This is a genomic window from Pseudomonas brassicacearum (genome assembly GCF_003732265.1).
GTDB classification, from domain to species: domain Bacteria; phylum Pseudomonadota; class Gammaproteobacteria; order Pseudomonadales; family Pseudomonadaceae; genus Aquipseudomonas; species Aquipseudomonas brassicacearum_D.
In genome coordinates, this window is record NZ_MOBK01000001.1 from 1 (window position 1) to 24,014 (window position 24,014).

Annotated in this window: 23 protein-coding genes; 7 read left to right on the forward strand and 16 right to left on the reverse strand. The window is 58.8% G+C overall.

Going from position 1 to position 24,014, the window contains the following annotated elements:
• Positions 1 to 73 precede the first annotated feature (73 nt).
• Positions 74 to 1,126, reverse strand: a complete 1,053-nt coding sequence (locus tag BK660_RS00005) for an aldo/keto reductase (RefSeq protein WP_123431499.1) — start codon at positions 1,124 to 1,126, stop codon at positions 74 to 76.
• A 355-nt stretch (positions 1,127 to 1,481) separates the two neighbouring features.
• Here BK660_RS00005 and zapE point away from each other — a divergent pair, with 355 nt between their 5' ends.
• From zapE to BK660_RS00020, 3 genes are all read left to right on the forward strand, one after another.
• Positions 1,482 to 2,600: a cell division protein ZapE gene (zapE, locus tag BK660_RS00010; RefSeq protein ID WP_123431500.1), complete on the forward strand. Its 1,119-nt coding sequence runs from the start codon at positions 1,482 to 1,484 to the stop codon at positions 2,598 to 2,600.
• An 18-nt stretch (positions 2,601 to 2,618) separates the two neighbouring features.
• On the forward strand, positions 2,619 to 3,200 hold the full coding sequence (locus BK660_RS00015; protein ID WP_123431501.1) for a DinB family protein: 582 nt from the start codon (positions 2,619 to 2,621) through the stop codon (positions 3,198 to 3,200).
• Between the two features lie 102 nt (positions 3,201 to 3,302).
• Positions 3,303 to 3,794, forward strand: a complete 492-nt coding sequence (locus BK660_RS00020) for a GNAT family N-acetyltransferase (RefSeq protein ID WP_123432508.1) — start codon at positions 3,303 to 3,305, stop codon at positions 3,792 to 3,794.
• Positions 3,795 to 3,844: 50 nt separating this feature from the next.
• Here the strand turns inward: BK660_RS00020 and BK660_RS00025 are convergent, their stop codons facing one another.
• From BK660_RS00025 to BK660_RS00040, 4 genes are all read right to left on the reverse strand, one after another.
• A complete protein-coding gene (locus BK660_RS00025; protein ID WP_123431502.1) occupies positions 3,845 to 4,054 on the reverse strand; it encodes a hypothetical protein in 210 nt (69 codons plus the stop codon).
• A 93-nt stretch (positions 4,055 to 4,147) separates the two neighbouring features.
• The gene (locus tag BK660_RS00030) at positions 4,148 to 6,382 is read right to left on the reverse strand and encodes a TonB-dependent siderophore receptor (RefSeq protein WP_123431503.1); all 2,235 of its coding nucleotides are present in this window, start codon (positions 6,380 to 6,382) and stop codon (positions 4,148 to 4,150) included.
• Between the two features lie 168 nt (positions 6,383 to 6,550).
• Positions 6,551 to 8,299: a phosphoethanolamine transferase CptA gene (locus BK660_RS00035; RefSeq protein ID WP_123431504.1), complete on the reverse strand. Its 1,749-nt coding sequence runs from the start codon at positions 8,297 to 8,299 to the stop codon at positions 6,551 to 6,553.
• A 195-nt stretch (positions 8,300 to 8,494) separates the two neighbouring features.
• A complete protein-coding gene (locus BK660_RS00040; RefSeq protein WP_123431505.1) occupies positions 8,495 to 8,677 on the reverse strand; it encodes a DUF6026 family protein in 183 nt (60 codons plus the stop codon).
• Between the two features lie 273 nt (positions 8,678 to 8,950).
• Here BK660_RS00040 and gnd point away from each other — a divergent pair, with 273 nt between their 5' ends.
• Genes gnd through BK660_RS00055 form a run of 3 tightly spaced genes read left to right on the forward strand, consistent with a single transcriptional unit; the run spans position 8,951 to position 12,269 of the window.
• Positions 8,951 to 9,931: a phosphogluconate dehydrogenase (NAD(+)-dependent, decarboxylating) gene (gene gnd, locus BK660_RS00045; RefSeq protein ID WP_123431506.1), complete on the forward strand. Its 981-nt coding sequence runs from the start codon at positions 8,951 to 8,953 to the stop codon at positions 9,929 to 9,931.
• Positions 9,928 to 11,451 carry a glucose-6-phosphate dehydrogenase gene (gene zwf, locus BK660_RS00050; protein WP_123431507.1) on the forward strand — a complete coding sequence of 508 codons (1,524 nt, stop codon included), beginning with the start codon at positions 9,928 to 9,930 and terminating at the stop codon, positions 11,449 to 11,451. The genes gnd and zwf overlap by 4 nt, the downstream gene beginning before the upstream one ends.
• Positions 11,448 to 12,269: an HAD family hydrolase gene (locus BK660_RS00055; RefSeq protein ID WP_123431508.1), complete on the forward strand. Its 822-nt coding sequence runs from the start codon at positions 11,448 to 11,450 to the stop codon at positions 12,267 to 12,269. Before zwf ends, BK660_RS00055 begins: the two co-directional genes overlap by 4 nt.
• Before the next feature lie 117 nt (positions 12,270 to 12,386).
• Here the strand turns inward: BK660_RS00055 and nhaB are convergent, their stop codons facing one another.
• The 3 genes from nhaB to BK660_RS00070 form a co-directional block, all read right to left on the reverse strand.
• Positions 12,387 to 13,889 (reverse strand): sodium/proton antiporter NhaB, encoded by a 1,503-nt coding sequence (nhaB, locus tag BK660_RS00060; RefSeq protein ID WP_123431509.1) that lies wholly within the window; start codon positions 13,887 to 13,889, stop codon positions 12,387 to 12,389.
• A 74-nt stretch (positions 13,890 to 13,963) separates the two neighbouring features.
• Complete coding sequence (locus BK660_RS00065; RefSeq protein ID WP_123431510.1) at positions 13,964 to 15,253, reverse strand: delta-60 repeat domain-containing protein; 1,290 nt, start codon at positions 15,251 to 15,253, stop codon at positions 13,964 to 13,966.
• Between the two features lie 267 nt (positions 15,254 to 15,520).
• Positions 15,521 to 15,787: a hypothetical protein gene (locus tag BK660_RS00070; protein ID WP_123431511.1), complete on the reverse strand. Its 267-nt coding sequence runs from the start codon at positions 15,785 to 15,787 to the stop codon at positions 15,521 to 15,523.
• Between the two features lie 344 nt (positions 15,788 to 16,131).
• Between BK660_RS00070 and BK660_RS00075 the strand changes: the two genes are divergently transcribed.
• The gene (locus tag BK660_RS00075) at positions 16,132 to 17,457 is read left to right on the forward strand and encodes a sigma-54 dependent transcriptional regulator (protein WP_123431512.1); all 1,326 of its coding nucleotides are present in this window, start codon (positions 16,132 to 16,134) and stop codon (positions 17,455 to 17,457) included.
• Between the two features lie 69 nt (positions 17,458 to 17,526).
• On the opposite strand, the gene BK660_RS00080 is transcribed toward BK660_RS00075, so the two are convergent.
• The 8 genes from BK660_RS00080 to pnuC all read right to left on the reverse strand — a co-directional run bounded on the left by BK660_RS00080 (position 17,527) and on the right by pnuC (position 23,981).
• The gene (locus tag BK660_RS00080) at positions 17,527 to 18,840 is read right to left on the reverse strand and encodes a transporter (protein WP_123431513.1); all 1,314 of its coding nucleotides are present in this window, start codon (positions 18,838 to 18,840) and stop codon (positions 17,527 to 17,529) included.
• A gap of 45 nt (positions 18,841 to 18,885) precedes the next feature.
• Positions 18,886 to 19,629, reverse strand: coding sequence for a hypothetical protein (locus tag BK660_RS00085; protein WP_123431514.1), 744 nt, complete (start codon positions 19,627 to 19,629; stop codon positions 18,886 to 18,888).
• Between the two features lie 44 nt (positions 19,630 to 19,673).
• Positions 19,674 to 20,354 (reverse strand): C39 family peptidase, encoded by a 681-nt coding sequence (locus tag BK660_RS00090; protein ID WP_046033098.1) that lies wholly within the window; start codon positions 20,352 to 20,354, stop codon positions 19,674 to 19,676.
• Between the two features lie 64 nt (positions 20,355 to 20,418).
• On the reverse strand, positions 20,419 to 21,441 hold the full coding sequence (locus tag BK660_RS00095; protein WP_123431515.1) for a heme utilization protein: 1,023 nt from the start codon (positions 21,439 to 21,441) through the stop codon (positions 20,419 to 20,421).
• 63 nt (positions 21,442 to 21,504) lie between these two features.
• Entirely contained in the window at positions 21,505 to 22,083 is a 579-nt protein-coding gene (locus BK660_RS00100) for an adhesin (protein ID WP_123431516.1), read from the reverse strand.
• 1 nt (position 22,084) lies between these two features.
• Complete coding sequence (locus tag BK660_RS00105; protein ID WP_123431517.1) at positions 22,085 to 22,540, reverse strand: hypothetical protein; 456 nt, start codon at positions 22,538 to 22,540, stop codon at positions 22,085 to 22,087.
• 356 nt (positions 22,541 to 22,896) lie between these two features.
• Complete coding sequence (locus tag BK660_RS00110; protein ID WP_123431518.1) at positions 22,897 to 23,421, reverse strand: AAA family ATPase; 525 nt, start codon at positions 23,419 to 23,421, stop codon at positions 22,897 to 22,899.
• A complete protein-coding gene (gene pnuC, locus BK660_RS00115) occupies positions 23,418 to 23,981 on the reverse strand; it encodes a nicotinamide riboside transporter PnuC (protein WP_123431519.1) in 564 nt (187 codons plus the stop codon). Before pnuC ends, BK660_RS00110 begins: the two co-directional genes overlap by 4 nt.
• Positions 23,982 to 24,014 lie beyond the last annotated feature (33 nt).

The window sequence follows — 24,014 nt, forward strand, 5'->3', positions numbered from 1 at the left end:
AAGTGAATACAGCCCAAATTCTATGTTTGGGGGTTCCCCCCAAACATAGAATCTCCCACATTTCTGATAGGTGTCAGGCCACCGGGATGATGGGCAGGTCCAGGGTTTGGTCACCGCTAAACCGTGAGAAAGAGCCGGCAAGCGTTTCGTGCGGCACACCTTTGGCCACATCGCTGGCACCATCGAGTCGCGACAACTGATCCGCGCTCAGTTGCACGTTCAGTGCCCCCAGCGTCGCGTCCAATTGCTCACGGGTGCGCGAACCCAGAATCGGAATCAGCGCGGTGGTCGAGCGCTGGGCTTTTGCCCGCAACCAGGCAATGGCCACGTGCGTCGCGCTCGCGTCCAGTTCGGCTGCAACGGCGAGCAACGTATCAAGGATGGCGGTTTCCCGGGCGCCTTTTTCCGCATGAATCAACATGCCGAGTTTGGACGCGCGATTGTCGCCATCGTTGGAGCGGTACTTGCCGGTGAGAAAGCCGCCACCCAATGGCGACCATAATGTCGCCGCCAGGCCCAAGGCTTCGGCCATCGGCAGTTGTTCACGTTCGGCTGTACGTTCAGCCAGGCTGTATTCCACCTGAAGCGCTGCAATCGGCGAAAAACCACGCACCTCGGCCAACACATCGGCGCGGGCGATACGCCACGCGGGGAAGTTCGACAGCCCCGCGTAATGAATCTTGCCGGCGCGCACCAGATCATCGAAGCCGCGCAGGATTTCTTCCATGGGCGTCACGCCATCGCTCATGTGCGCCCAGAACAGGTCCAGGTGATCGGTTTTGAGCCGGGTCAGGCTTTCTTCCACGGCGCGAACCATGTTTTTGCGGTTGTTACCGGTGTGGGAAATGCTCGCGGACGGCGTCGTCCCCAAGGTGTACTTGGTGGCGATGACCAGGCGATCGCGCTCGGCGGCGATGAACTCGCTGAGCATCACTTCCGACTGACCCGCCTGATAACCGTTGGCGGTGTCGATGAAGTTGCCGCCGGCCTCCAGGTAGCCATCGAAAATACGCTTGGCCTCGTCACGCTCGGCACCATGCCCCCAACCCGTGCCGAAATTGCCGGCGCCCAGCGCCAGTTCCGAAACCCGCAAGCCGGTTTTGCGGCCGAACACTTTGTAATGCATGGGGTGACTCCTGAGAAAATACACCGGGATTAAGTATAGATGTCTGGCAACATGTATTTAATATGATGCCGATAATCTATGCCGTCAATGCGCTTTTCCTGGAAGTGGCAAAATAGGCGACCACCGGGCCTACTCAAGTTTTTGCGGGGGTCGCACGTAGCAGCTGTCGAGCACCGCGAGGCTGCGTTCGGCGACGCAGTCGTCGTAAACCCTGCGAATGCGGTTTTCCTGTCACACTGCGGTGTCTGATTTCACGACCACTTCGTCGCCGAACGCAGCCTCGCGGTGCTCGTCAGCTGCTACAGGCGAACGCAGTCTGCGGCAGTTGCTCCAGATCAGACGTATACTCCCGCGCATGAATGTCGACTCTCCGTTAAGCGCCTGGCAACACGCCATTGAAACCAAGGGCTTCGTCCAGGACGAAGCCCAGGAACACGCCGTGTGGGCGCTGCAAAAATGCCACGAAGCCTTGCATGAAGGGCGAACCCCGGTCACCGGTGTTTACCTGTGGGGACCGGTCGGGCGGGGCAAGACCTGGTTGATGGATCAGTTCTATCAAACCTTGCGCGTGCCGGCCCGGCGTCAGCATTTCCACCACTTCATGGGCTGGGTGCACCAGCGTTCGTTTCAACTGACCGGCACCGCCGACCCCTTGAAAGCGCTGGCACGGGAGTTGAGTGAGGAAGTGCGCGTGCTGTGCTTTGACGAGTTGTTCGTCAATGACATCGGAGACGCAATCATTCTCGGGCGCTTGTTTCAGGTGATGTTCGAGCAAGGCGTGGTGGTGGTGTGTACCTCCAACCTGCCGCCGGACCAGCTCTACGCCGATGGTTTCAATCGCGACCGCTTTGTGCCCGCGATCGAGGCAATCAAGCGGCACATGCAGGTGATCGCGGTGGAGGGCGGCGAAGACCATCGCCTGCACCCGGGCACCGCGTTGCAGCGCTACTGGGTGAGCGATGCCGCGCATCCCGATGCACTGGGCGAGGTGTTCAAGGCCTTGACCGTGGGCCAGTCCGTGTCCAGCGACCCGGTGACCGTCGGCTACCGTCACGTCAATGTCCTGCAGGCCAGCGCCAGCGTGTTGTGGTGCCGGTATGCCGACCTGTGCGAGCAACCTTTCTCGGCCATGGACTTCATGGCCCTGTGCGACACCTACAGCGCTATTCTGTTGAGTGAAGTGCCGAACCTCAGCGCACAAAAACGCGAAGGGCGCATCGCCCGAGGCACCGAAGACGCGGCCGAACACGTCGTTGCGGGAGACCGCGAGCTGCCGCAACTGTCCGTGCACGACGATGGCGTGCGGCGGTTCATCGCGCTGGTGGACGAGTGCTACGACCGCAAAGTGCCGCTGTACCTCGAAGCGCAGGTGCCGATGGAGGCCTTGTACACCGAGGGTTATCTGGAATTCCCGTTCCGCCGCACGTTAAGCCGTTTGAAGGAAATGCAGCTGCAACGCTTTGCTGAAGCCTGATTGTCGGGAGTCGCGAACATGAATCAGCCCCTGTCTCACCATCTGCTGACCATGGCTTATCAAAACGCCTGGGCCAATTACCGACTCGCCAAAGCCTGGAGCCGGTTGCCCCCGGCCGAGTTGGCGGCCCCGCGCGTCAGCTTCTTTCCCAGTCTGATTGCCACCCTCAACCACATCCTGACCTGCGACTGGTTTTACGTGGACGCGCTGGAGCGCGAGTTGCGCGGTGATGATCCGCACCCCGACTGCTACGTTTTTTTCAAGGATGACGAGCCGTTCAGCGTCGGCGCTGACCTCAAGCGCGAGCAATCGCTGGTGGACAATCGGTTGATTGCCTACTGCGAGCAATTGCGTGATACCGACCTCGGGCGAATCGTCACCATCGCCCGTGACACGCCACAACATGACAGCCGTTTACGTCTACTGTCCCACCTGTTCGAACACCAGCTTCATCACCGCGGCCAGGTCCATGGCATGCTCAGCGGCACCTCGGTGGCACCGCCGCAACTGGACGAGTTTTTCTGTTCCGGCGAGTCGGGTTTGCGCGCGGCGGATTTTGTCGAGCTGGGCTGGACCGAGACGCTGATCTGGGGTGTTTGAAGGCTGGATCAGGTTGTCGGCGATGGCGACTCACGTTAATGTCCTCCGACTTTGCGGCGCGAGTACGCGCCGGGACAACTCGACGGGATAGCAACGATGGAAATGGAATCCGCAGACATTCTGGTGCTTCAGGCCAGCTACACCAACCCGGTGCACGCCGAGGCGATTGGCGTGGTGCTCAATGCCTATGCCCAGGACCGGATGGGCGGCGGGCATGCATTGCCCGAAGATATTCTGCAGCAACTGCCGGGGGAGCTGGCCAAGCGTCCCCACGCGTTCAGTGTGTTGGCGTTTGTCGACGGCGCGCCGGCCGGGCTGGTCAATTGCTTCGAAGGTTTCTCGACCTTTGCCTGCCGGCCACTGGTCAACGTGCACGACGTGTCAGTGGTGCCGCAGTTTCGCGGGTTGGGGCTGAGCCAGAAGATGCTGCAAAAGGTGGAAGACATTGCCCGCCAGCGCGGTTGCTGCAAGATCACCCTGGAAGTCCTCGAAGGCAATGCGGTCGCACAAGCGTCTTATGGCAAGTTCGGGTTTGCTGCCGGCATGTTCGACCCGGCCCATGGCCGCATGCTGTTCTGGACCAAGGCGCTTTAACTGCTCAGGCATAAAAAAGGGCGCCCCTCAGGACGCCCGGCTGGCTTCGATTACTTCGGTTTGTAGTTTTCGGTCACTTGTGCGGTTTGATCGCTCGGAACACGCAGTTCAATATTTTTGATCTCGAAGCCATTTGCCTTTTGCTGGGCGAGATGCAACGTCTCGTAGTAATACTGCATGCGTTCGGAGCCGTATTCTGCAAAGGCAGAGACTGAGCCGAACATCATCAGGCCAGCAACGATCAGGGTCGTACATTTCATGGGTGCCTCCCATTACGGGTTCAGGGCCTTTCGTCCATGAAGCAATGTCGCAGGGACATTATCTGCCGATTCTGCCAAATGGGAATGAGCATGCTAGAGCTTCCAGTCCAGGCTTAACGTGACGGTACGCGGGTCACCCCAAAACACGCCGTTGTAGAACCCGACGTTGTCGTAATACATCGTGTCGAACAGGTTATCGACGTTCAGCGACGCCGAGAGGTGCCGGTCGAATTCATAGCGCGACATCAACTTCACCACGCTGTACGCCTCCTGGCGGATGTTCGCGCTGGCGGTGATCACTTCGCCATCGGCGCCACGCCCGACCGGGCGCCTGGCCGCGCGGTAGACGTCGCTTTGCCAGTTCACCGCGCCACCCACGGTCAGTGCCTGCCACTCGCCGGGCAGCCGATACGCCGTGGACAGCCGCACCATGTTCAGCGGTTGAGGGGTGTTGGTGCGTTGCTTTTCACCGTTGACCGAATGGGTGTAGGTGTAACCGGCCGTCATGTTCCAGCCTGCCATGACCTCGCCGGAGACCTCGGCTTCAAAGCCCTGGACCTTGTTGCCTTTGCCGCCGGATTTGAAAAACTCCTCACCGGTGACCGGGTCCGGCGGCACCGAGTCGTCGAGTTCGGCAACGTTGTCTTGCTTGCTCCAGAACAATGCCGTGGCGAGATTGAGGCGTTCTTCGAGCAGGCTGCCCTTGAGCCCCAGTTCATAGTTGCTGCCCACCACTGGCTCGAGGTATTTGTGGTTGCTGTCGCGCGCGTCTTGCGGCTTGAAGATGTCGGTGTAGCTGACGTAGGCGGTGTACTCGGGCGTGATGTCGTAGAGCAGACCGGCGTAGGGCGTCCACATGTCGTTGTGCTGCTGGCGGGTGGTTTCGACGCCGGTCAGTTGCAAGTTGTTGTCGTAACGGTTGGACTTTTTCGAGATTTCCCACGTGCCATAGCGACTGCCGAGTACCGCGTGCAGGTCGTCGGCCAGGGTCAGGCGCGTGGCCAGGTAACCGGCCTTTTGCCGGGTGCTTTCATGGGCGCCTTGCAGGCGGGTGACGGTGTCGGGGAATTTGGGAATGCCGCCCATGTATTTCCAGTCAGGCACATTTTCGTAATCCGACGGCCGTGCGCCATCCACCGTGTAAGGATTTTCTTCGCTGCGCTCCGATTCGCCATACCCGATCATCATTTCGTGCTCACGCCCGAACAGTGAGTAAGGCCCGGCCACGTTGAAGTCATACACGTCCATCTGTTGCGTGCCGATCATGTGGCTGACGTTGGCGACCATGCCGCTACGATCCGCCTCGGGGAAACCGCCACCGGCGTAGTAAATCTTGCCGTCGGTGTCACTCTCGCGATGGGTGTAGGCCGCCTTGAAGTGCCAGCCCGCGCCGAGTTGCTGCTCCAGCGTGGCGAATGCCGTCCTGTCCTTCAGCGGCCAGGAACTCCACGGCGTCGCCATGTTGGTGGAGCGACCCAGATTGGCTTTGCTGCCGTCGGCGTTCCAGTATGGGACCGTGCCCCAGGACGTGCCTTGCACCTGTTTGTCCTGATAGTCGTAACCCACGGCCAACAGGGTGTCGTCGGTCAGGTCGGCTTCAAGAATGCCGTAGCCGACTTCCCGTTGCAGTTGGTACTTGTCGCGGTAGGAATGGCTGTCGCGATACGCCAGCACGCTGCGCCCGCGCAAACGGCCATCGAAGGCCAGCGGCCCGCCAACGTCGACGTAACTGTAGTAATCGTCATAGCTGCCAGCGCTGACCCCGCTCTGCGCTTGCCACTGCGCGGTCGGTCGTTTGCGCACCATGTTGATCGTTGCCGAAGGATCACCGGCGCCCGTGGTCAGCCCGGTGGCGCCGCGAACCACTTCGATGCGGTCGTAGATGATGGTGTCCGAATCCGACTTCATGTAGCTGAAGGTATTGAGCATCCCGTCGATCTGGAAATTGGTGATCGAATAACCACGGGACGAATAGCTGACCCGGTCCGAGTCATTGTGCTGGACCACGATACCGGTGGTCTGGCCCATGGCTTCGGACAGCGTGCCGAGTTTGAAATCGTCCATTTGCTGGCGGGTGACCACGGACACCGATTGCGGGGTGTCCTTGATTGACAGGTTCAGGCGCGTGGCAGTGCTCATGGCGCCGGTGGTGTAGGACTCGGTGTTTTCGGTGGTGCTGCCCAGGCGGTCGGCGGACACGCTGGTGGCGGCCAGTTCAAGGGTGGCGGGCTGTTTGTCGGGATCAGTCTCGGCCAGCGCATCAGGGCTGAGTGCGGCACTGCACAGGCCGAAGGTCAAAGTCATGGAACGGGTGATAGGCGCGAACATCGCAGCCGACTCCTTGTCGTCAATGGAAAATTTCCGTTTGTTCAAAGACGAAGAGAGGAGAGGGGATTTAGCGACAAACGAGAATTAATCTCGTTTTAAGATGTTTCCAAGAGGGGAGGTTTTGCGCAGGGCACAACAAAAGGGGCCGGAATCGGCCCCTGAATGGATCTACTGCTTGACGATGGTCGGATCAACTTTCGAATCAGCTTTCGGCTTCATCAGGCTGAAGTCGATCAGTGGGCGCACCTGGCGCTCATAAGGGTTGCCGATCATCAATGGGCGCGGCTTGAAGCTGGCGCTGACCAGGCTCTTGCTGCGGTCCAGTTCATCAGAACTCAACCCGGCGAGGTCAGCCCAGGTGTGAATCAACTGCGAGCTGCTGTAAGGCCGGCTCAGGTCCGCGGCAAAACTCCAGTCATGGTTTTCACGCCATTTCGGCGAGGCCCAGGCCATGAACGGGATGGTGTACATCGGCGCGGTTGGCTTGTTCTCGTTGCGGCCGAGGGTGGTGTGGCCGACGGAGTCGAACACGTCTTCGCCGTGGTCGGAGAGGTACAGCAGGAAGCCGTTCGGATCGGACTTGGCGTAGTCCTTGATCAGGCTCGATACCACGAAGTCGTTGTACAGGACCGCGTTGTCATAGCTGTTGTACGTAGGCACCTGGTCGTCGCGCACGCCGTCCGGCACGCCTTTACGGTCGGTGAACTTGTCGAACGTTGGCGGGTAACGGTATTGGTAGCTCATGTGTGTGCCGAGCAAATGCACAACGATCAACTTGCGCGGCGCGGCATCGGCCAGTGCCTTGTTGAATGGCTCGATCACGTCGCCGTCGTACTGCGCGGCGTTCTGGTTACGGTTGTTGTTCAGGTACACCTGCTCGTCGGCCTGCTCGGAGAAGGTCGTGAGCATGGTGTTGCGCTTGGTCATGGTCTGTTGGTTGGTGATCCAGAACGTCTTGTAACCCGCCTGTTTCATCATGCTGACCAGCGAAGGCGTGGACAGGTAAAGGTCCGGGTTTTCTTCGTCAGCAAAGGTCAGCACCTGTTGCAACGCTTCAATGGTGTAAGGGCGCGGGGTGATGACGTTGTCGAAGACCGTCAGTTGATCCTTGAGCTTGTCCAGCTCCGGCGTGGTTTCACGCGGGTAGCCGTAGAGGCTCATGCGCTGACGGTTGGTGGACTCGCCGATCACCAGCACCAGGGTCGCCGGCTGGTTGGCCATGGTGTCCGTCAGGTTTTTCAGCGGTGGGATCTTGCTCGCGCTGTGCAGCATGTCTTGCATGCCTGCCAGGGTTTCCAGATAACGGTGGTAAGCCACGGCCATCTGCCAAGGCACGGCAGGCTCGATGCGGGTTTCGAATTTCTCGAAACCTTCAGCGAAACTGCCGGTGCGTGCGGTCTGCTTGACCAGCGGGTAGCCGACCACGGCGATCACAATGGCCGTCGCGGCAACCAGTGCCTGCCAGCGGGGCAAGACGACCGGGCGCAAGCGAGTCCACAGGAAATAAGCGAACAGCGTGTGGGCGAGGAACGCTGCGACCATCCACCAGGCGAAATACTGGGTCATGTACTCGCCAGCTTCAGAGATGTTCGACTCGAACATGATGAAGATGACGCTCTGGGAAAACTCCTGCTGGTAAATAAAGAAGTAACCCAGGCTGGCCATCGAGCAGGCCCACAGCACGACGCCGATCACCGCCGCCATCACGCGCGTCTGTTTAGGGAACAACAGCATCGGCGCAAGCCAGATGGCGCTCATCACAAACGCCTGGCGGAACCCGGTAAAGCCCGAGGTGCCGGTCAGTTGAATGAGTAATTGGGTGATGCCGGAAAAATACCAGAAGAACAGGAACAACCAGAGGAATCCTGCCCAATCGAAACCTTTCGCAGACGTAGTGCTGCGTTTAAACAATGCCATTCAACGCTCCAGCCAGAAATCACTTCGACGTCGTGCCATCCCTTGCCGACGAACGGAGACCACACGAGAACCGAGCGGCCATAATGCGCGGGATTATCAGTAAGTATTTGTGAAAAATTTGTGAAACGGAGGAGCTTGCGGGGGCCAGACGAGGACGGAAACAGCAGAAGGCTGTTTCCGATTTACCTGAACGAATCAGGCCTGAGGTGCGCGCTGGGTAACGGGTAAGGAAGGCGATTGAGTGCCTTGAGTCAGCTGGCGCAGTTGCGCGAGTTCCTGCTTCAAGAGGTCGCGCTCTTCTTTCAATTGACGCAATTCATCCCGACGAATCGTAACGTAAAGGGTCTGTGCTGGCCGTGCTGCGTGTACTGTGCCCATTGCTCACCTCGCAAATGGTTGACTCAACTGTAGATCCGCGCTTTGCAAGCGGGTGCTGATCTACTATCGGCGCTGATTTTGATTTCTTTTGCCTTACAAGGGAACTTTTTTATTTTTCATGGTCGTTGTGTCTTCGACGCGATTACCGACGTTATCAATCTGGATCGGGCACAATGCCCGGAAACTATGTGCCAACGCTCTGGACTAAACCCCATGTCTCACGTTGGGCTATAACCTTTGACACACTTTATTTGTAGTAGGGAGCATCAGCACATGCAACTCGGGATCATTGGACTGGGCCGCATGGGCGGCAATATTGCGCGGCGCCTGATGCTCAATGGGCATACCACTGTCGTTTACGACCGCAATACCGCCTTCATCGACACCCTGTCTGCCGAGGGCGCCACGGGCGCCGCAGACTTGCCGGCCCTGGTCGCCGGCCTGGCCAAACCGCGAGCGGTCTGGGTCATGCTGCCAGCCGGCGCACCGACCGAAGACACCATCGAGACCCTGAGCACCTTGCTCGAACCCGGCGATACCATCATCGACGGCGGCAACACCTTCTATAAGGACGACATCCGCCGGGCCAAGACCTTGTCGGAAAAAGGCCTGCACTACATCGACGTCGGCACCTCCGGCGGCGTGTGGGGCCTGGAACGCGGCTATTGCATGATGATTGGCGGCGATGCCGAGGAAGTAAAACGCCTTGATCCGCTATTCGCCAGCCTGGCGCCGGGCATGGGTGACATCCCGCGCACCAAGGACCGCAAGTCCGATGACGATCGCGCCGAACGTGGCTACATCCACGCCGGCCCTGCAGGGTCGGGTCATTTTGTGAAGATGATTCACAACGGTATCGAATACGGAATGATGCAGGCCTTCGCCGAGGGTTTCGACATCCTCAAGACCAAGGCCAGCACCCATCTGCCGCAAGACCAGCGCTTTGACCTGAACGTCGCCGACATCGCCGAAGTCTGGCGTCGTGGCAGCGTGGTCTCGTCCTGGCTGCTCGACCTGACCGCCGATGCGCTGGCCAGCGACCCGAAACTCGACGGCTATTCCGGTTCCGTGGCTGACAGCGGTGAAGGTCGCTGGACCATCGAAGCCGCCATGGAGCAATCGGTGCCCGTGCCAGTACTGTCGAACTCGCTGTTCTCGCGCTACCGTTCGCGCGGTCAAGGCACGTTTGGCGACAAGATTCTCTCTGCCCAACGCTTCGGCTTCGGCGGCCATGTGGAGACTTCGAAAAAATGACCCGTCTGATCCGCAATAAATCCAAGGCAGAACCCGCACCACCGACCACGTTGTTCCTGTTCGGTGCCCACGGTGACCTGGTCAAACGCCTGCTGATGCCGGCGTTGTACAACCTGAGTCGCGACGGTCTGCTGGGGGATGGATTGCGGATCATCGGCGTTGACCACAACGCCATCACTGACGATGCCTTTGCCCGCAAGCTCGAAGACTTCATTCGGACCGAAGTGGCCGCCAAGGTCGGCAAGGGCGATCAAGCCCTTGATCCGCAGGTGTGGGACAAACTGGCCCAAGGCATCAGCTACGTCCAGGGCGACTTCCTGGACGACAGCACTTATCAAGCGCTGGCGGCGAAAATCGCCGACAGCGGCACGGGCAACGCGGTCTTCTACCTGGCGACCGCGCCACGTTTCTTCAGCGAAGTGGTGCGTCGGCTCGGCGCCGCCGGTTTACTGCAGGAAACGCCTGAATCGTTCCGAAGGGTGGTCATCGAAAAACCGTTCGGCTCCGACCTGCAAACCGCCGAAGCCTTGAATGCGTGTCTGCTCAAGGTGATGACGGAAAACCAGATCTACCGGATCGATCACTACCTGGGCAAGGAGACCGTGCAGAACATTCTGATCAGCCGGTTCTCCAACAGCCTGTTCGAAGCCTTCTGGAACAACCATTACATCGACCACGTGCAGATTACCGCCGCCGAAACCGTCGGCGTCGAAACCCGTGGCAGTTTTTATGAACACACCGGCGCCCTGCGGGACATGGTGCCCAATCACCTGTTCCAGTTACTGGCGATGGTGGCCATGGAACCGCCGGCCGCGTTTGGCGCCGATGCGGTACGAGGCGAGAAGGCCAAGGTGGTGGGGGCCATTCGCCCCTGGTCCACCGAAGAGGCTCGGGCCAACTCGGTCCGTGGTCAATACGCCGCTGGCGAAGTCGACGGCAACCCACTGCCGGGTTATCGCCAGGAAAACAACGTGGCGCCCGACAGCACGACCGAAACCTACGTGGCGCTCAAAGTCATGATCGACAACTGGCGTTGGGTCGGCGTGCCGTTTTACTTGCGCACCGGCAAACGCATGAGCGTGCGCGATACCGAGATTGTGATCTGCTTCAAACCGGCGCCGTATGCGCAGTTCCGCGACACCGAGGTCGACGAGTTGCAACCGACCTACCTGCGCATCCAGATTCAGCCCAACGAAGGCATGTGGTTCGACCTGTTGGCCAAGCGGCCTGGCCCGGCGTTGAAGATGGCCAATATCGAACTGGGTTTTGCGTATAAGGACTTCTTCGAAATGCAGCCGTCCACCGGCTACGAAACGCTGATCTATGATTGCCTGACCGGCGATCAGACGTTGTTCCAGCGAGCCGACAACATCGAGAACGGTTGGCGCGCCGTCCAGCCGTTCCTCGACGCCTGGCAGCAAGACGCAACGGTTCAGCCTTACGCGGCAGGTGAGGATGGCCCGGTCGACGCCGATGAACTGCTGACCCGAGACGGTCGCGTCTGGCACGGCCTCGGATGACCGGCGTAACGCAACACCCCATCCGTTTTCTGCTCAGTGACATGGACGGCACGTTGTTGCTGCCCGATCACACGCTCAGTCAGCGCACTATCGAAGCGGTCCGTTCGTTGCGCGAGGCGGGCGTGCTGTTCAGCCTGGCCACCGGTCGCCCGCCCAAAGCGATGTTGCAGCAAATCGAAGCGTTAGGGGTCGATGTGCCGACGGCGGCGTTCAATGGCGGCACCATCGTCAACCCGGACGGCAGTTTGCTGGTGGCTCATTACTTGCCGGCGACCGCTGCGCTCACCACCCTGACGCAGTTCGCCGATCTGCCGGACATTGAAGTGTGGGTGTTCAGCGGCGGCGACTGGCTGTTGAAGGACGCCGATGGCCCGATGGTTCCCCGGGAGCAGCATGGCCTGGGGTATCCGCCGGTGGTGGTGGAGAGTTTTGAACCGTACCTGGAACGCATCGACAAGATCGTCGCGGCCAGTAATAACACCGGTTTGCTGATCGAACTGGAAGCGCAGTTGCTGCCCAAGGTCGAAGGCCAGGCCCAGGTCTCGCGCTCACAGCCGGTGTACCTGGACGTGACCGCGATGCAGGCGAACAAGGGCGCGGCGCTGGCGACACTGGCCGAGTACCTCGGGGTTTCGCTGGAGCAGACCGCTGCGTTGGGGGATGGCGGCAATGACCCGGCGATGTTTCATCGCGCCGGGCTGTCGATTGCCATGGGCCAGGCGGAAGAGGCGGTCAAGCGTCAGGCTGACGTAGTGACCGGGCCTAACACCGAAGACGGCGCGGCCCAGGCGATCGAGCGCTACATCCTCCCTCGATAAACACTCAAAACCAATGTGGGAGCGGGCTTGCTCGCGAAGGCGTCGTATCAGTCGACATCTACATAGACTGGCACACCGCTTTCGCGAGCAAGCCCGCTCCCACATTTGATTGCGGTGTTACAGCCAGTAACTCACGGCGTACCACCCAAGCACACCCATCACCACCGTATACGGCAATGCCATCCACACCATCCGCCCATACGACAACCGAATCAGCGGTGCAATCGCCGAGGTCAGCAGAAACAGAAACGCTGCCTGGCCATTGGGTGTCGCCACGCTGGGCAGGTTCGTCCCGGTGTTGATCGCAATGGCCAGCGTCTCGAAGTGCTCGCGGGTCATATGACCGGCAATGAACGCCCGTTTCACTTCCGTGATGTAAATGGTCGCCACAAACACGTTGTCGCTGATCGCCGACAGCACACCGTTGGCAATGAACAACATGCCCGGCTGCTGATCCGCCGGCAGCGCCAGGACCCACTGGATCAGCGGCGTGAACAGTTGCTGATCATGAATCACCGCCACCACCGCAAAAAACACCACCAGCAACGCGGTGAATGGCATGGCGTCCTTGAACGCGTTGCCGATCCGGTGTTCGTCGGTGATGCCGGTGAATGCAGTGATCAAGATGATCACCATCAACCCGATCAAGCCGACTTCCGCGATGTGAAACGCCAGCCCTGCAATCAGGATCAACGCCGCAGCGCCCTGTACCAACAAGGCAGCGCGCTGACGTGCAGTGCGTTCGGCGTCGTCTTCGGCGGCATAGTTGGCCAGCACGGCGCGCACGTTATCGGGCAACAGGGTGCCATAACCGAACCAGCGCAGTTTCTCCAACAGCACGCACGTCACCAGGCCAGCGACCAGCACTGGCAGCGAAACCGGGGCCACTTTCAAAAAGAATTCGGCGAAGTGCCAGCCCATCTCATGGCCGATCAGCAGGTTCTGCGGCTCACCCACCAGCGTGCACACACCGCCCAGTGCCGTGCCCACGGCACCGTGCATCAACAGGCTGCGCAGGAAAGCGCGGAACTGCTCAAGGTCTTCATGGTGCAGTTGCGGCAAATGCTGGTCATCGCTGAACTCGCTGTCCTGGCGTGGATCGTTGCCCGAGGCGACGCGGTGATACACCGAATAAAACCCCACGGCCGCACTGATAATCACTGCCGTGACGGTCAAGGCATCGAGGAACGCCGAGAGGAATGCCGAGAGGAAGCAGAACATCAACGCCAATAGAGCCTTGGAACGAACACCCAGCAGCAAGCGCGAAAACAGGAACAGCAGCAGGTCTTTCATGAAGTAGATGCCGGCCACCATGAACATCAGCAGCAGGATCACCGGAAAGTTGTGCACCAGTTCGTCATACAGCGCCTGTGGTGTGCTCATTTTCAGCAGCAGGGCTTCGATCACCAGCAGCCCGCCGGGCATCAGCGGATAACATTTGAGCGCCATGGCCAGGGTGAAGATGAATTCCAGCACCAGCAACCAACCGGCCACGACCGGACCTACGGTCCACAGCACCACTGCGTTGAGAATCAGAAAACCGAGAATGCTCGCCTTGTACCAGCGAGGTGAGTGGCCGAGAAAGTTATGCGCGAACGCCTGGGCCATTGAACCGGACATCGGCTACTCCTTGTATTAAGAAGCGCGCAACTTGCCGTAACAGGATGGGAATATCAAGTGCGGGGAATGCAGGTCTAGCCGAGGTATCGCACAACAACGGCCTTATAGTTGCCATCCAGCGAATAACCGCCGACGACGATTCTTCCGTCAGCCTGAGCGGCCACCGACGTGGCAGTGTCCAGGCTGCGGCCCAGCCGCGTTCGAACCCAGCAGGTGCCTTCGGCAAACCCCGGGTCCAGCTGACCGCCGGGTAAATATCGGGCCAATAGAAAATCGGCTTCGACGCCGCCAATCGTGGCGCCAACCGCCATCACTCGACCGTCGCTCAGGCGCCGGGCAGCTGTCCATTGGCAACCGCTGCGGCCGATTTTCAAGAGTTGGGGATGGCCACTGTTGCAATGGGTGTCCGGGCGGCCATTGCCGTGAACTTTGAACGCGAGGCAATGCATCGGGTCGCGGCTGCTGCCAAAGCACTGCAAGTCGCCATTGTCCTGCTCGATGATCTGGCTGACCTGAGCGCCGCGTTCCTCGGCCCGGAACGTCATAAAACCATCCACGGCGAACGTGTCATCCAGGCGCCCATCGGGGTGGTAACGGGCGAGCAAGCCTTCTTCGGGGAAATTGATTGACCCACCCACCATGATCCGGCCGTCGCGTTGCACCATCAGGCTGCTGAGCCAGGAGTTCATCAGTAGATGCCGGACGATGACAAAACCTCGGCCGTTGAAGGACGTGTCCAGTTCCCCCTGGCGGGTAAGACGTATCAGCAGGCCGACGTGGTCAGCCAATTCGAAATGGTGGTTGGCCAGCAGCAGGATCCGGCCATCCGCCTGGACCTGGACGTCGCAGGCTTCGGCCCCCGGGACCCCCGGAGGCAGCCAGAGGTCGCGCATGCCTTGGGACAGGTTTCCCGGCAGGCGGACGACACAGCGCCCGTTATCACCGAAATGTTCGACCGGGTGACCTTGCGAATCGAACAGTGCCAGCGCTGGCAGCGTTCGGTGGGCGTTTTCATAGTGCAGGCCAGCCACCAGCAGGTGTCCGTTGGCGAGGACGTGGACTTTGCCCGCCATGGCTTCGTGACCACGCTGAAACTGTCCGATCACGCTGCCGTTGAGCCCGAACGTCAGGTCCGCCGAGCCGTCTGCCAGTAGCCGGGCCAGGCCAAAGCAATTGCCATCTCGCATGCCGACAGTTGCCGCCACCAGCACACGACCATTCGGGTCGATTTCCACGCTGTTGGCGATGCTTGAGGTACTGCCCGCGAAATACACCTGGGTTTTACCATTGGCGGCAAAACTTTTATCGAGGTCGCCAGCGATGTTCCGCGATACAGGTAAGGCAAAAACAGTCTGGTGTGGCATGCGCGCATCTCCTTGCGAGCTGACCGAAACCCGGGTGTGGGAGGGGCAACTGCCTGCGAAACATTCAATCCCTGAATGCGCGATTGCACAACTGTCATAACTAACAGGCGGAGGGTCACTGTGTGCCAGAACAGTGTCTTTTCGAACCACTGGCGAGGCAGCCAAGTAATACGAGGCGGGGAAGTTGGAGTATCGAGTGCGCTGTTATTGCCACAAACAGCCAGATAAAGAGGGGGCGGATTACCTTGAAGTAATCCGCGAACACCCTTAATGCGGCATGGACCACGATTGCAGCTTATAACCTTCCTGGCTCAATTCGGCACGGGCCTGCTGCAACAGGTATTCGAGTTGTGCAGGATCGGTATAGGCGCTGCATGGGATTTGGGTGCGGCCGATATGGGTTTTGGTGCGGTCGATGACGGTGATGCAGAGCTCGCCGTTGCCGTCTTGTTGAGCCCAGGCGACGCATTGGAAAGGTTGGAATGCGCGGTCGGCAATCAAAAGAGCTTCGTTGATACGGAGCGGGGCGGTCATGGGGTCTTCTCTCTGTATGCCCAATCAAGTGATGTGCCGTCGGTTGGGCTTACCGTTCGGCTGGTTACTTGTACTGATGCCCCCAATAGGGGGTCAGGTCACACACAAACAAAAGAAATTTCAACTTTCTTTCATATACTCAATAGCAGGGATTGCTTTTGAAAGCTGAATGAAAGGTTCAACTCGTTAGGTAACTAAGCAAGTCGCTGCTTATAACTTATTAAGTGGCTGCTCTATAGTCAATCGATACAAGGCTGTGTCAAATTCTTGCTAATGTTACAGCCAGGTCCGCCAAATGACTGTTTTTACTAATATTTCCTATAATTTGGCGCCAAGGAACAGTCATGATCGAAGCGCCCGCGTTACGACGTCTGTTAGTAGTAGATCCCTGTGACGACTGCCATCGTCTGTTACCGGGTTTACGCTCTGTGGGTTGGGATGTTGATAGCTGTTCTCTGGAGAACGCCGCCGATAAAACCTGCGACGTTGGCCTCTTGCGATTACAACCCTTCCACCTGGAACGCCCGGAAGCCGTCAAAGAGCTGATCAGCCGCAGTGGCACCGAGTGGATCGCCGTACTCAATCAGGAAGTCCTGCGCCTGCAGAATGTCGGGGACTTCGTTTGCGAATGGTTTTTCGACTTTCACACCTTGCCGTTTGACGTCTCCCGGGTTCAGGTCACCTTGGGGCGGGCGTTCGGCATGGCGCGCCTGCGCGGGCAGGGCACGATTCACATCGATCAGCCTGAGCACGAACTGCTGGGCGACAGCAAACCGATTCGCGAACTGCGCAAGTTGTTGAGCAAACTGGCGCCCACCGAATCCCCGGTGTTGATCCGCGGCGAAAGCGGCACTGGCAAAGAATTGGTCGCCCGCACCCTGCACCGACAGTCCCAGCGCCACAGCAAACCTTTTGTGGCGATCAATTGCGGCGCTATCCCTGAGCACCTGATTCAGTCCGAGTTGTTCGGCCATGAGAAGGGCGCCTTCACCGGCGCCCATCAACGCAAGGTCGGGCGGATCGAAGCGGCGAACGGTGGCACGTTGTTCCTAGATGAAATCGGCGATTTGCCGCTGGAACTGCAGGCCAATCTGTTGCGCTTCCTACAGGAAAAGCACATTGAACGCGTCGGCGGCAGTCAGCCGATTCCGGTGGACGTGCGGGTATTGGCGGCAACACACGTCGACCTTGAGGCCGCTATCGAGAAGAAACGCTTTCGCGAAGATTTGTACTACCGCCTGAACGTCCTTCAGGTGGTGACCGCCCCGTTGCGTGAACGCCACGGCGATCTGTCGATGCTGGCCAACCACTTTTCCCACTTCTATAGCCACGAAACCGGGCGCCGTCCGCGCAGTTTCAGTGAGGACGCGCTGATTGCCATGGGCAAGCATGACTGGCCGGGCAATGTCCGCGAGTTGGCCAACCGGGTACGGCGCGGGCTGGTGTTGGCCGAAGGGCGGCAAATCGAAGCGCGCGACCTTGGGCTGATCAGCCAGCAAGCCTTCGCCACGCCCATGGGCACGCTGGAGGACTACAAGACGCGCGCTGAGCGCCAGGCGCTGTGCGACGTACTGAATCGGCACAGTGACAACCTCAGTGTCGCTGCCAGAGTGCTGGGGGTTTCACGCCCAACCTTTTACCGATTGCTGCACAAGCATCAGATCCGCTAGGGCGCGGCAAAACGAAAAGGCCCGCTGCGACTTGCATCGCAGCGGGCCTTTTCCATTCCTCGTCAGGCGTTAGAAGTAGTAAGGGAATTTCAGGCTGAACTGGAAGTCCGGGGCATCGTCCGTCATGCCCATGGACAGGTTGGGTACGATGGTCAGGTTGTCGGTGGCCGCAATGGTCATGCCGATGTTGAAGTAGCCGGCGTTTGCATCGCTGGAGACCACGGATTCCCAGTCCCCGCCATCCTGTTTCAGCTTGCTTTTGCGTTGCACCAGGTCAGACACCGAGAACGACATACTCATCTTTTCGTTCAGGGCAAACGCAATACCTGCGCCGATCTGGAAGCTGTCGCCGATTTGCACCTTGCCCGGGGTCTTCTGGTTGACCGTCGCGCTGATGTCGTCGAAGGATTCTTCGAAGTTGTGCGTGTAGGACAAGCTGCCGAACAACACCGCCGGGTCAAAGGTTTTGACCAGCGAGATACCAGGGGTGACGGACCACACGCCGTTACCGGTCGGCAGGGAGTCAGGTACGAACAGGTTGGTATTGGCATCGGTCTGACGCAGTTTGATCCCGAACGGGTCCTTGCCCGTCGGCGCCTTGACCCTGAAGGTGAACACGGCATCCGGGGTGTTTACCGACTCGTCCATAAATTTGTAGGCGACGCCAAAGTTCACGTCACCGATTTCCGGATCCTGGGTGACAGTCGCTTCTGTCGTGACGTTAGCCGCGCCCTGATTGCCGCCACCGGATTGATAGGTCGACTCGCGGTAAATCACCGGCACGTTCAGGTCGAACTGCCAGCGGTTGTTGAAGTTGTAGCGACCCGTGAGGTCGAGCGTCCAGGTGTCGGCCTTGATCCGGTCGAGGTTGATGTTGCCAAGGAAGATCGAGTCCAGTGCGAGAAAACCGTTGAGGATCAGCTGGCGGGTGTCGTATCGGGAGTAAGTGATCCCGGTTTCGACGCTGAATTTTCCGCCGCCGAAGAACCCGCTGGCTTCGTCGTACAGGTTGGAAACGCTCTGAGCCGGTTGTGAATCGTCAGCCAGCGATTGGCCGTAAGAACTGCCGCTGCCCCCCGCGGCTCCCCCCGATGCTGCGGCGGCGCCAGTCCCTGTGGCTACCGCGGTTCCCGCGTTCCCCTTCATGTCGGCTGGCGACTTGGCCAGGCGTCTTGGTGGGGGAGCTGCGGGTTGATCCTCTACCTGGCGGACCCGTTGTTCGAGTACCGCCAGGGCCTTTTGTTGTACTTCGTATCGTTGCTTTAGCTCCAGAAGTTCCTGTTTCAGGGCCTCTACATCGGCGTTGGGTGCTGCTTGCAACATTGCCGCCGGAAACAGAGTGCTCAAACAAACTACTGCACGCAGTGATACTGATCGATACATGAATAAGCCGTCCCTTAAAGCCCAATGATCGAGAGTCAGCGTAGTTCAATATCCTAAGGTGCGTAGGGCGTTAAGTTGGGTCAGGTTGCAGTCCAATGCGCCAGCACTCGGGCCATTATTATTGAGCACCACGTTGAGTTGGGTGAGGTTATTGACCATGTTGCTGTTGCCCAGCAATCGGGTGTTCTGCAGCAATCCGCCCTGGGCGACTTGTTGCAGCGCCGTGCCCTGGTTGCCGCTGGCTTGAATAGCCATTTGTATGCCACCCCCGGTGGCTGACACGGCGACGCTGCCGGCGGCGTTGCTGCCGCTGATGGTTTGCCCGGCCATCAGGGCTTGACCTTGACCCGGCACGAGCGCCGGAGCCTGGTTGGCTTCTTTCACGTCGATCGCGACGTTGTTGTAGGCGGTGTTGCCGTCCCCGGCGGCTCGAACGCTTTGGGTAACGCCCTGACTGGTCGCCAGGCCTGCTCCACCAATCACGCTGCCGGCGCCTTGGTCAGGCGTAGTGCCATTGCCGTCGATCTTGATGGTTGATACGTAGAATTCGGGTTTGATCGTTGTTGCCTGGATTTGCATGGACGACGCCGCTCCGATGACGTCACCGCTGGCATTGCGCCAGGTACTGCTCATGACCACGCCGAAGCTGATAATCCGGCCCGGCATTACATAACGGCCGCGCAACTGGGCGAGTTCCTGATCCTTGATTTCGATGGGTTTGAATCCATTGGCATAGCCTGATGCGCTCGCTGCCAGACAGGCAACGGCCAGCCAGTATGAGGTTTTCATCTGCTGCTCCCGGAGCATCCTGCCCCAATATCATCTTTTGGCGATTAAAAGAAGTCGCTCTGTATGAAACCAAAATCCATCAATTCAGCGTCTCTGACAGGGTTGAAGGTATCCAGCTTGTTCTTGGCCGTCAGCGGTACCGGTGGACTGCGCAATGCATTGGTTTTGTCGTAACCGGGACCTACGATAGCGAAGACTATGCCGTTCCAACCTTTGACAAAGTCATCATGGGAGTAGCGTTTGTGTCCAAGTACCGGGTCGCCGATATAGACCCACTGCTTGTCCGCACGCTGCATCACCACGAAATGCTTGTAGCCGCGAATTTCCATCAGTACCACCACCGGAATCGTCACAGCGTCCAGCTTTTCGGGTGGGATCTTGTAGCCTCTGGCGCGCATGCCGATGCTTTCTATGTAGCGCTTCATGTCCAGCATGGAGAAACCTTGAGTACGAACAAGGTTCTGGTCAGCGTTGACCAGCATGCCTTTGATGATGTGCTCCTCATCGACGTCGAGCCAATAAGCCTGGCGTAACACCGTCGCCAGTGCGGCTGCACCGCAACTGAAGTCGGTTTTCTGTTCGACGATGTCGGCAAACTTGCGCTCACGCAAACTCTGTACCTGCTTATAGACCAGCACGCCGCCAGGCAGGGCGGCAACCGGCATCTGTGCGGCCTGAGTCAGGCCAGACAGGCAGAGTAGGGCGAAAAGGGCAGTCTTGCGCATGATCGATTACGCCTTTGCGGACTGTGGAAAAGCCCCGTTGCCGGGGCTTTCATTTCGATCGCGATTACAGGCAGGCTTTGCAACCTGCGGCGATGGACAGCGAGTTGCTTTGTTGGTTGCCTACACCAGACGATACGTTGGCTCCGCCGTTGCCGGAGAAGTTGTTCATCGAGTTTTGCATTACAGCAGTGTTGGTTACAGGGTTTTTCCAGCCATCTGGGGTCATCACTTGTTGAGTGGTTACGCCAGCCAGACCGAAGACGCCAACTGCAACGAAGTCGGAATTGACTTTGCCATCATCATGGCCGCCGCCATGACCACCACCTCTGTTGTCGTTGCCATAGCCACCGTGACCATGGTCATCGTCAGCAGGAGTGGACACTGCTTTACCCGCTGCTACAAACGCGCCAGCAGCAGTGAAGGTACCTCTGAGGGTGTCGGTTTTGTAGGTCTGAGTGCCGTTGTTGGCCACTTGCAGACCACTGGAGCTTTGGTCAGCCGATGCGGCTGCTGCGGCTACACGGCCACCCGATACAGCAATCGCCAGGTTGTTTTTCTGTTGGTTGAAGTTGCCAGCAGTCACGTTCATCCCGATGTTGCCGGAACCATTGTTGCCTGCGTTAGTGAGCGTAGCAGTGTTGGTGTTGGAGTAGTTGCCAACGGCGTTGTTAGTGTTGGTTTGAGTGGCGCTGGAAGCCGCAACTGCGGAACCAAAAATAAAGCTTTCGTCAGCAGTAGCCAGTGCCGCGGCGTTGTCTTGTTGGTTGCCGTCGCCGGCTGCCACGTTAGCGCCCATGTTGCCGTTGGAACCATTGAGCGAGTTGTCGAGCGCGGCACCATTTTTGGTGCCTTGGTTCAGCACGGTGTTGCCATCGCTGTCCTGTGTATCCATCACAGTAGCGCCAGCGCCTGCAGTAATTGAAAGAATTTGATCCAGGGTTGGGCCTTTAGGCTGATGACTGCCATGCCCGTTGCCGTGCCCATTGCCATGACCGTGATCATCATCACGACCGCCTGCTTGTGCTGCGATTGCCATCACTGCTGCGAGAGCGAAAACCAGTGGTTTCAAGGCCATTGTAGGTTTCATGGTGTTTCTCCGTGCTTATTAGTTGGTTAAGTGTTGGTACTTTCTAATCGCACTGCGTTTGGGTCAGTCAGCGACCCGGATGCTCAGGGTGTTAGCCATTCGGTTCCCCACCCCGGCACTCTGGTTCACCTGGATAATCCCTCGGCTGCCGGTGAAGGCCTGGTCGCTGGTAACGACCTGGCGACTGCCGGTTTGGGACCCAGTTGCTCCTGAGTTTGGTAGCAACGCCACGTTCTGTTGAGAAAGGGCGCTATCGTCGACGCTCTGCGGTCCTGCACTGATGCTGATCCGCGCAGCGTTGGCCATCTGGTTGTTGGCCCCGGCGCTCTGGTTGACGCCCAGTACACCGTTGCCATTGCTGAAAGAGGTGCCGCCGATGGTGGCCGTCGCATTCATGGACGGATTGGCGGGGGTGTCGAGTGACTGGTGGATCTTGGTGCTCGCCCCGGCATTGGTGCCGATAGCGATGGCGCGAACGTTGGTTTGTTGTTGTTGATCACCGGCCGCCTGGTTGACGTTGAAGTTGCCTTTGTACTGGACGCCGGCATCCTGGATGTTGGCGTTGTTCACGGTTGGAACACCGGAGTCGGCCATGGCGCTGGCACTGGCCAACAGTGCGAGAAAGATCAGGCTACGATTCATGTCATTGACCTCCGGCCATTCTGGTCAGTGGGGCCAGGCCGGAACTCATGGCCCGATTGATGGTTCCGGAAATCGCGGCACCGCTGCCACCACCGTGGCCGGCGCTCATGCCAGGCATCCCGTTGGGATTGGTCACGACGTTGAGGCCGGGCATGCTGCCACCGGTTGAGTTCGGATTGATGTTGCCGCTGATGGTCGAACCGCTGGCAATGTTGGCGAAATCACCGTCAGTCAACTCGGTGTTGGACATGGTTGAAGTGATGCGTGCCGATGGGTTGGCATTGACGGTGGTCGGGTAGGGGTCTTTGCCACCAGTGCGGCCAATAGGGACGGGCTGTACATCGCGTTTCAGTACAATTACGCCGTTACCTTCAGCCTGGGCATTGAAACTGAGTACCGAGGTGGCGGCACATCCGATCAGCAGTAGGCAGGTCATGCCTTTATTGAAAGTCCCCACGGCAGCAATTCCTTCTTTTGTGGGCTGGCCCTAGTCAGCGTTGGGAAGGAGAGAGCGAAAGCTGTGCCGCTTTTGAATTATTGTTTTAATTCAAAGGGTTAACCTTTTATGAAAAGCGCGCGATACGTTCGCTGTTTCATAGCTGAGACAGGCCCTGCAGGGTTACGCTGAACAATCGCGACGCAAAGCTCTAGATCAAGGGTTTGCGCGGATGTGTTTCAAGCGCTTAACAAGACCCATGACAAGATGATGAAGGGCGCTGAAACGGCCTGTTTGCGGGCAGATGAGTGTTTCACGAACGGACACTCTTTCCCCAAAACAGGGGAAATCGCTGGGCAAATCGACCCAAAACAGGCTCAGCTAGCCAGTAGGCGAGAGACCGCTTCAATGGCCTGAACCCGGCGGTTTTCCCAGCTTCCCCGCAGGATCTGAAACGGTTGGCGGTGCTGTTCGAGCCAGGTGTGGGTCGCCTGGAAAAATACCAGGCGTTCACTCAGTTCGGGCTGACAGCGCTGGCCATCATCCGTCCAGTCGACGTGCTCCGGTGACAGCAGCAAGTGCAAATCGTAATGGCGAGCCAATAATGCCGGTTCAAGCCATTCAGGGCAGTCGCCAAACAAGGTCTGGCTCCAGAGGATATTGCTCAGCAAGTGAGTGTCGAGAATTAGCAGCCGGGGTTGCGGGGAGCGGGCCTCATCTTCCCATTGCAACTGGCCGCGGGCAATCTCGGTAATATCGCCAAGGCACGTATCGCGGGGGTTCTGCTCAATGAACCAGCGCACGTATTCATCGACCCGCACACCGCCGAAATGCCCCTGCAACTCGGCCGCCAGCCAACTCTTGCCACTGGATTCGGGCCCTGTGAGCACCAGCACCTTCATGTGCGCAATGCCGGGTCGGCATGCCATTCACGCCAGCCTTGCACGGCCAGCAGCAGGAACAGTGCATAGAGGGCAGAGGTGAGGTACATGCCTTTATAAATAAACAGCCCGACGAAAATCACATCAACGGCGATCCACAGTGGCCAGCATTGCACGCGTTTTTGCGCCATCCACATTTGCGCGACCAGGCTGAACCCGGTCAGTGCGGCGTCGAGCCATGGCTGGGCGGCATCGGTCCAGTGCGCCATGGCAGCGCCCAACAGCACACTGCCCAGCGCGCCGACCGCCAGGCCCAGGGCCACTGACCTGCTGTCGAGGCGGCTGACCTGCCGACCGGAATTCGCTTCGCCTGCGCGGGTCCATTGCCACCAGCCATAGAGTTGCAGCGCGGCGTAGATCACTTGCAGGAGCATGTCCGAATACAGCTTCACCTCAAAAAAGATCCAGCTATAGAGCAGTACCATGACCAGACCGATCGGCCAGCACCAGGGGTTCTGTTTGACCGTCAACCAGACGGCGATCACACCGAGGGCGGCGGCAAACAGTTCAAGCCCGGACATGGAGGTTCCTTGGGGAAAGCGAAGTGGGGTGCG

Bases quoted from the DNA above. Each gene is read 5' to 3' on its own strand.
- BK660_RS00005 (WP_123431499.1), bottom strand. From the start codon at position 1,126: ATGCATTACAAAGTGTTCGGCCGCAAAACCGGCTTGCGGGTTTCGGAA.
- zapE (WP_123431500.1), top strand. From the start codon at position 1,482: ATGAATGTCGACTCTCCGTTAAGCGCCTGGCAACACGCCATTGAAACC.
- BK660_RS00015 (WP_123431501.1), top strand. From the start codon at position 2,619: ATGAATCAGCCCCTGTCTCACCATCTGCTGACCATGGCTTATCAAAAC.
- BK660_RS00020 (WP_123432508.1), top strand. From the start codon at position 3,303: ATGGAATCCGCAGACATTCTGGTGCTTCAGGCCAGCTACACCAACCCG.
- BK660_RS00025 (WP_123431502.1), bottom strand. From the start codon at position 4,054: ATGAAATGTACGACCCTGATCGTTGCTGGCCTGATGATGTTCGGCTCA.
- BK660_RS00030 (WP_123431503.1), bottom strand. From the start codon at position 6,382: ATGTTCGCGCCTATCACCCGTTCCATGACTTTGACCTTCGGCCTGTGC.
- BK660_RS00035 (WP_123431504.1), bottom strand. From the start codon at position 8,299: ATGGCATTGTTTAAACGCAGCACTACGTCTGCGAAAGGTTTCGATTGG.
- BK660_RS00040 (WP_123431505.1), bottom strand. From the start codon at position 8,677: ATGGGCACAGTACACGCAGCACGGCCAGCACAGACCCTTTACGTTACG.
- gnd (WP_123431506.1), top strand. From the start codon at position 8,951: ATGCAACTCGGGATCATTGGACTGGGCCGCATGGGCGGCAATATTGCG.
- zwf (WP_123431507.1), top strand. From the start codon at position 9,928: ATGACCCGTCTGATCCGCAATAAATCCAAGGCAGAACCCGCACCACCG.
- BK660_RS00055 (WP_123431508.1), top strand. From the start codon at position 11,448: ATGACCGGCGTAACGCAACACCCCATCCGTTTTCTGCTCAGTGACATG.
- nhaB (WP_123431509.1), bottom strand. From the start codon at position 13,889: ATGTCCGGTTCAATGGCCCAGGCGTTCGCGCATAACTTTCTCGGCCAC.
- BK660_RS00065 (WP_123431510.1), bottom strand. From the start codon at position 15,253: ATGCCACACCAGACTGTTTTTGCCTTACCTGTATCGCGGAACATCGCT.
- BK660_RS00070 (WP_123431511.1), bottom strand. From the start codon at position 15,787: ATGACCGCCCCGCTCCGTATCAACGAAGCTCTTTTGATTGCCGACCGC.
- BK660_RS00075 (WP_123431512.1), top strand. From the start codon at position 16,132: ATGATCGAAGCGCCCGCGTTACGACGTCTGTTAGTAGTAGATCCCTGT.
- BK660_RS00080 (WP_123431513.1), bottom strand. From the start codon at position 18,840: ATGTATCGATCAGTATCACTGCGTGCAGTAGTTTGTTTGAGCACTCTG.
- BK660_RS00085 (WP_123431514.1), bottom strand. From the start codon at position 19,629: ATGAAAACCTCATACTGGCTGGCCGTTGCCTGTCTGGCAGCGAGCGCA.
- BK660_RS00090 (WP_046033098.1), bottom strand. From the start codon at position 20,354: ATGCGCAAGACTGCCCTTTTCGCCCTACTCTGCCTGTCTGGCCTGACT.
- BK660_RS00095 (WP_123431515.1), bottom strand. From the start codon at position 21,441: ATGAAACCTACAATGGCCTTGAAACCACTGGTTTTCGCTCTCGCAGCA.
- BK660_RS00100 (WP_123431516.1), bottom strand. From the start codon at position 22,083: ATGAATCGTAGCCTGATCTTTCTCGCACTGTTGGCCAGTGCCAGCGCC.
- BK660_RS00110 (WP_123431518.1), bottom strand. From the start codon at position 23,421: ATGAAGGTGCTGGTGCTCACAGGGCCCGAATCCAGTGGCAAGAGTTGG.
- pnuC (WP_123431519.1), bottom strand. From the start codon at position 23,981: ATGTCCGGGCTTGAACTGTTTGCCGCCGCCCTCGGTGTGATCGCCGTC.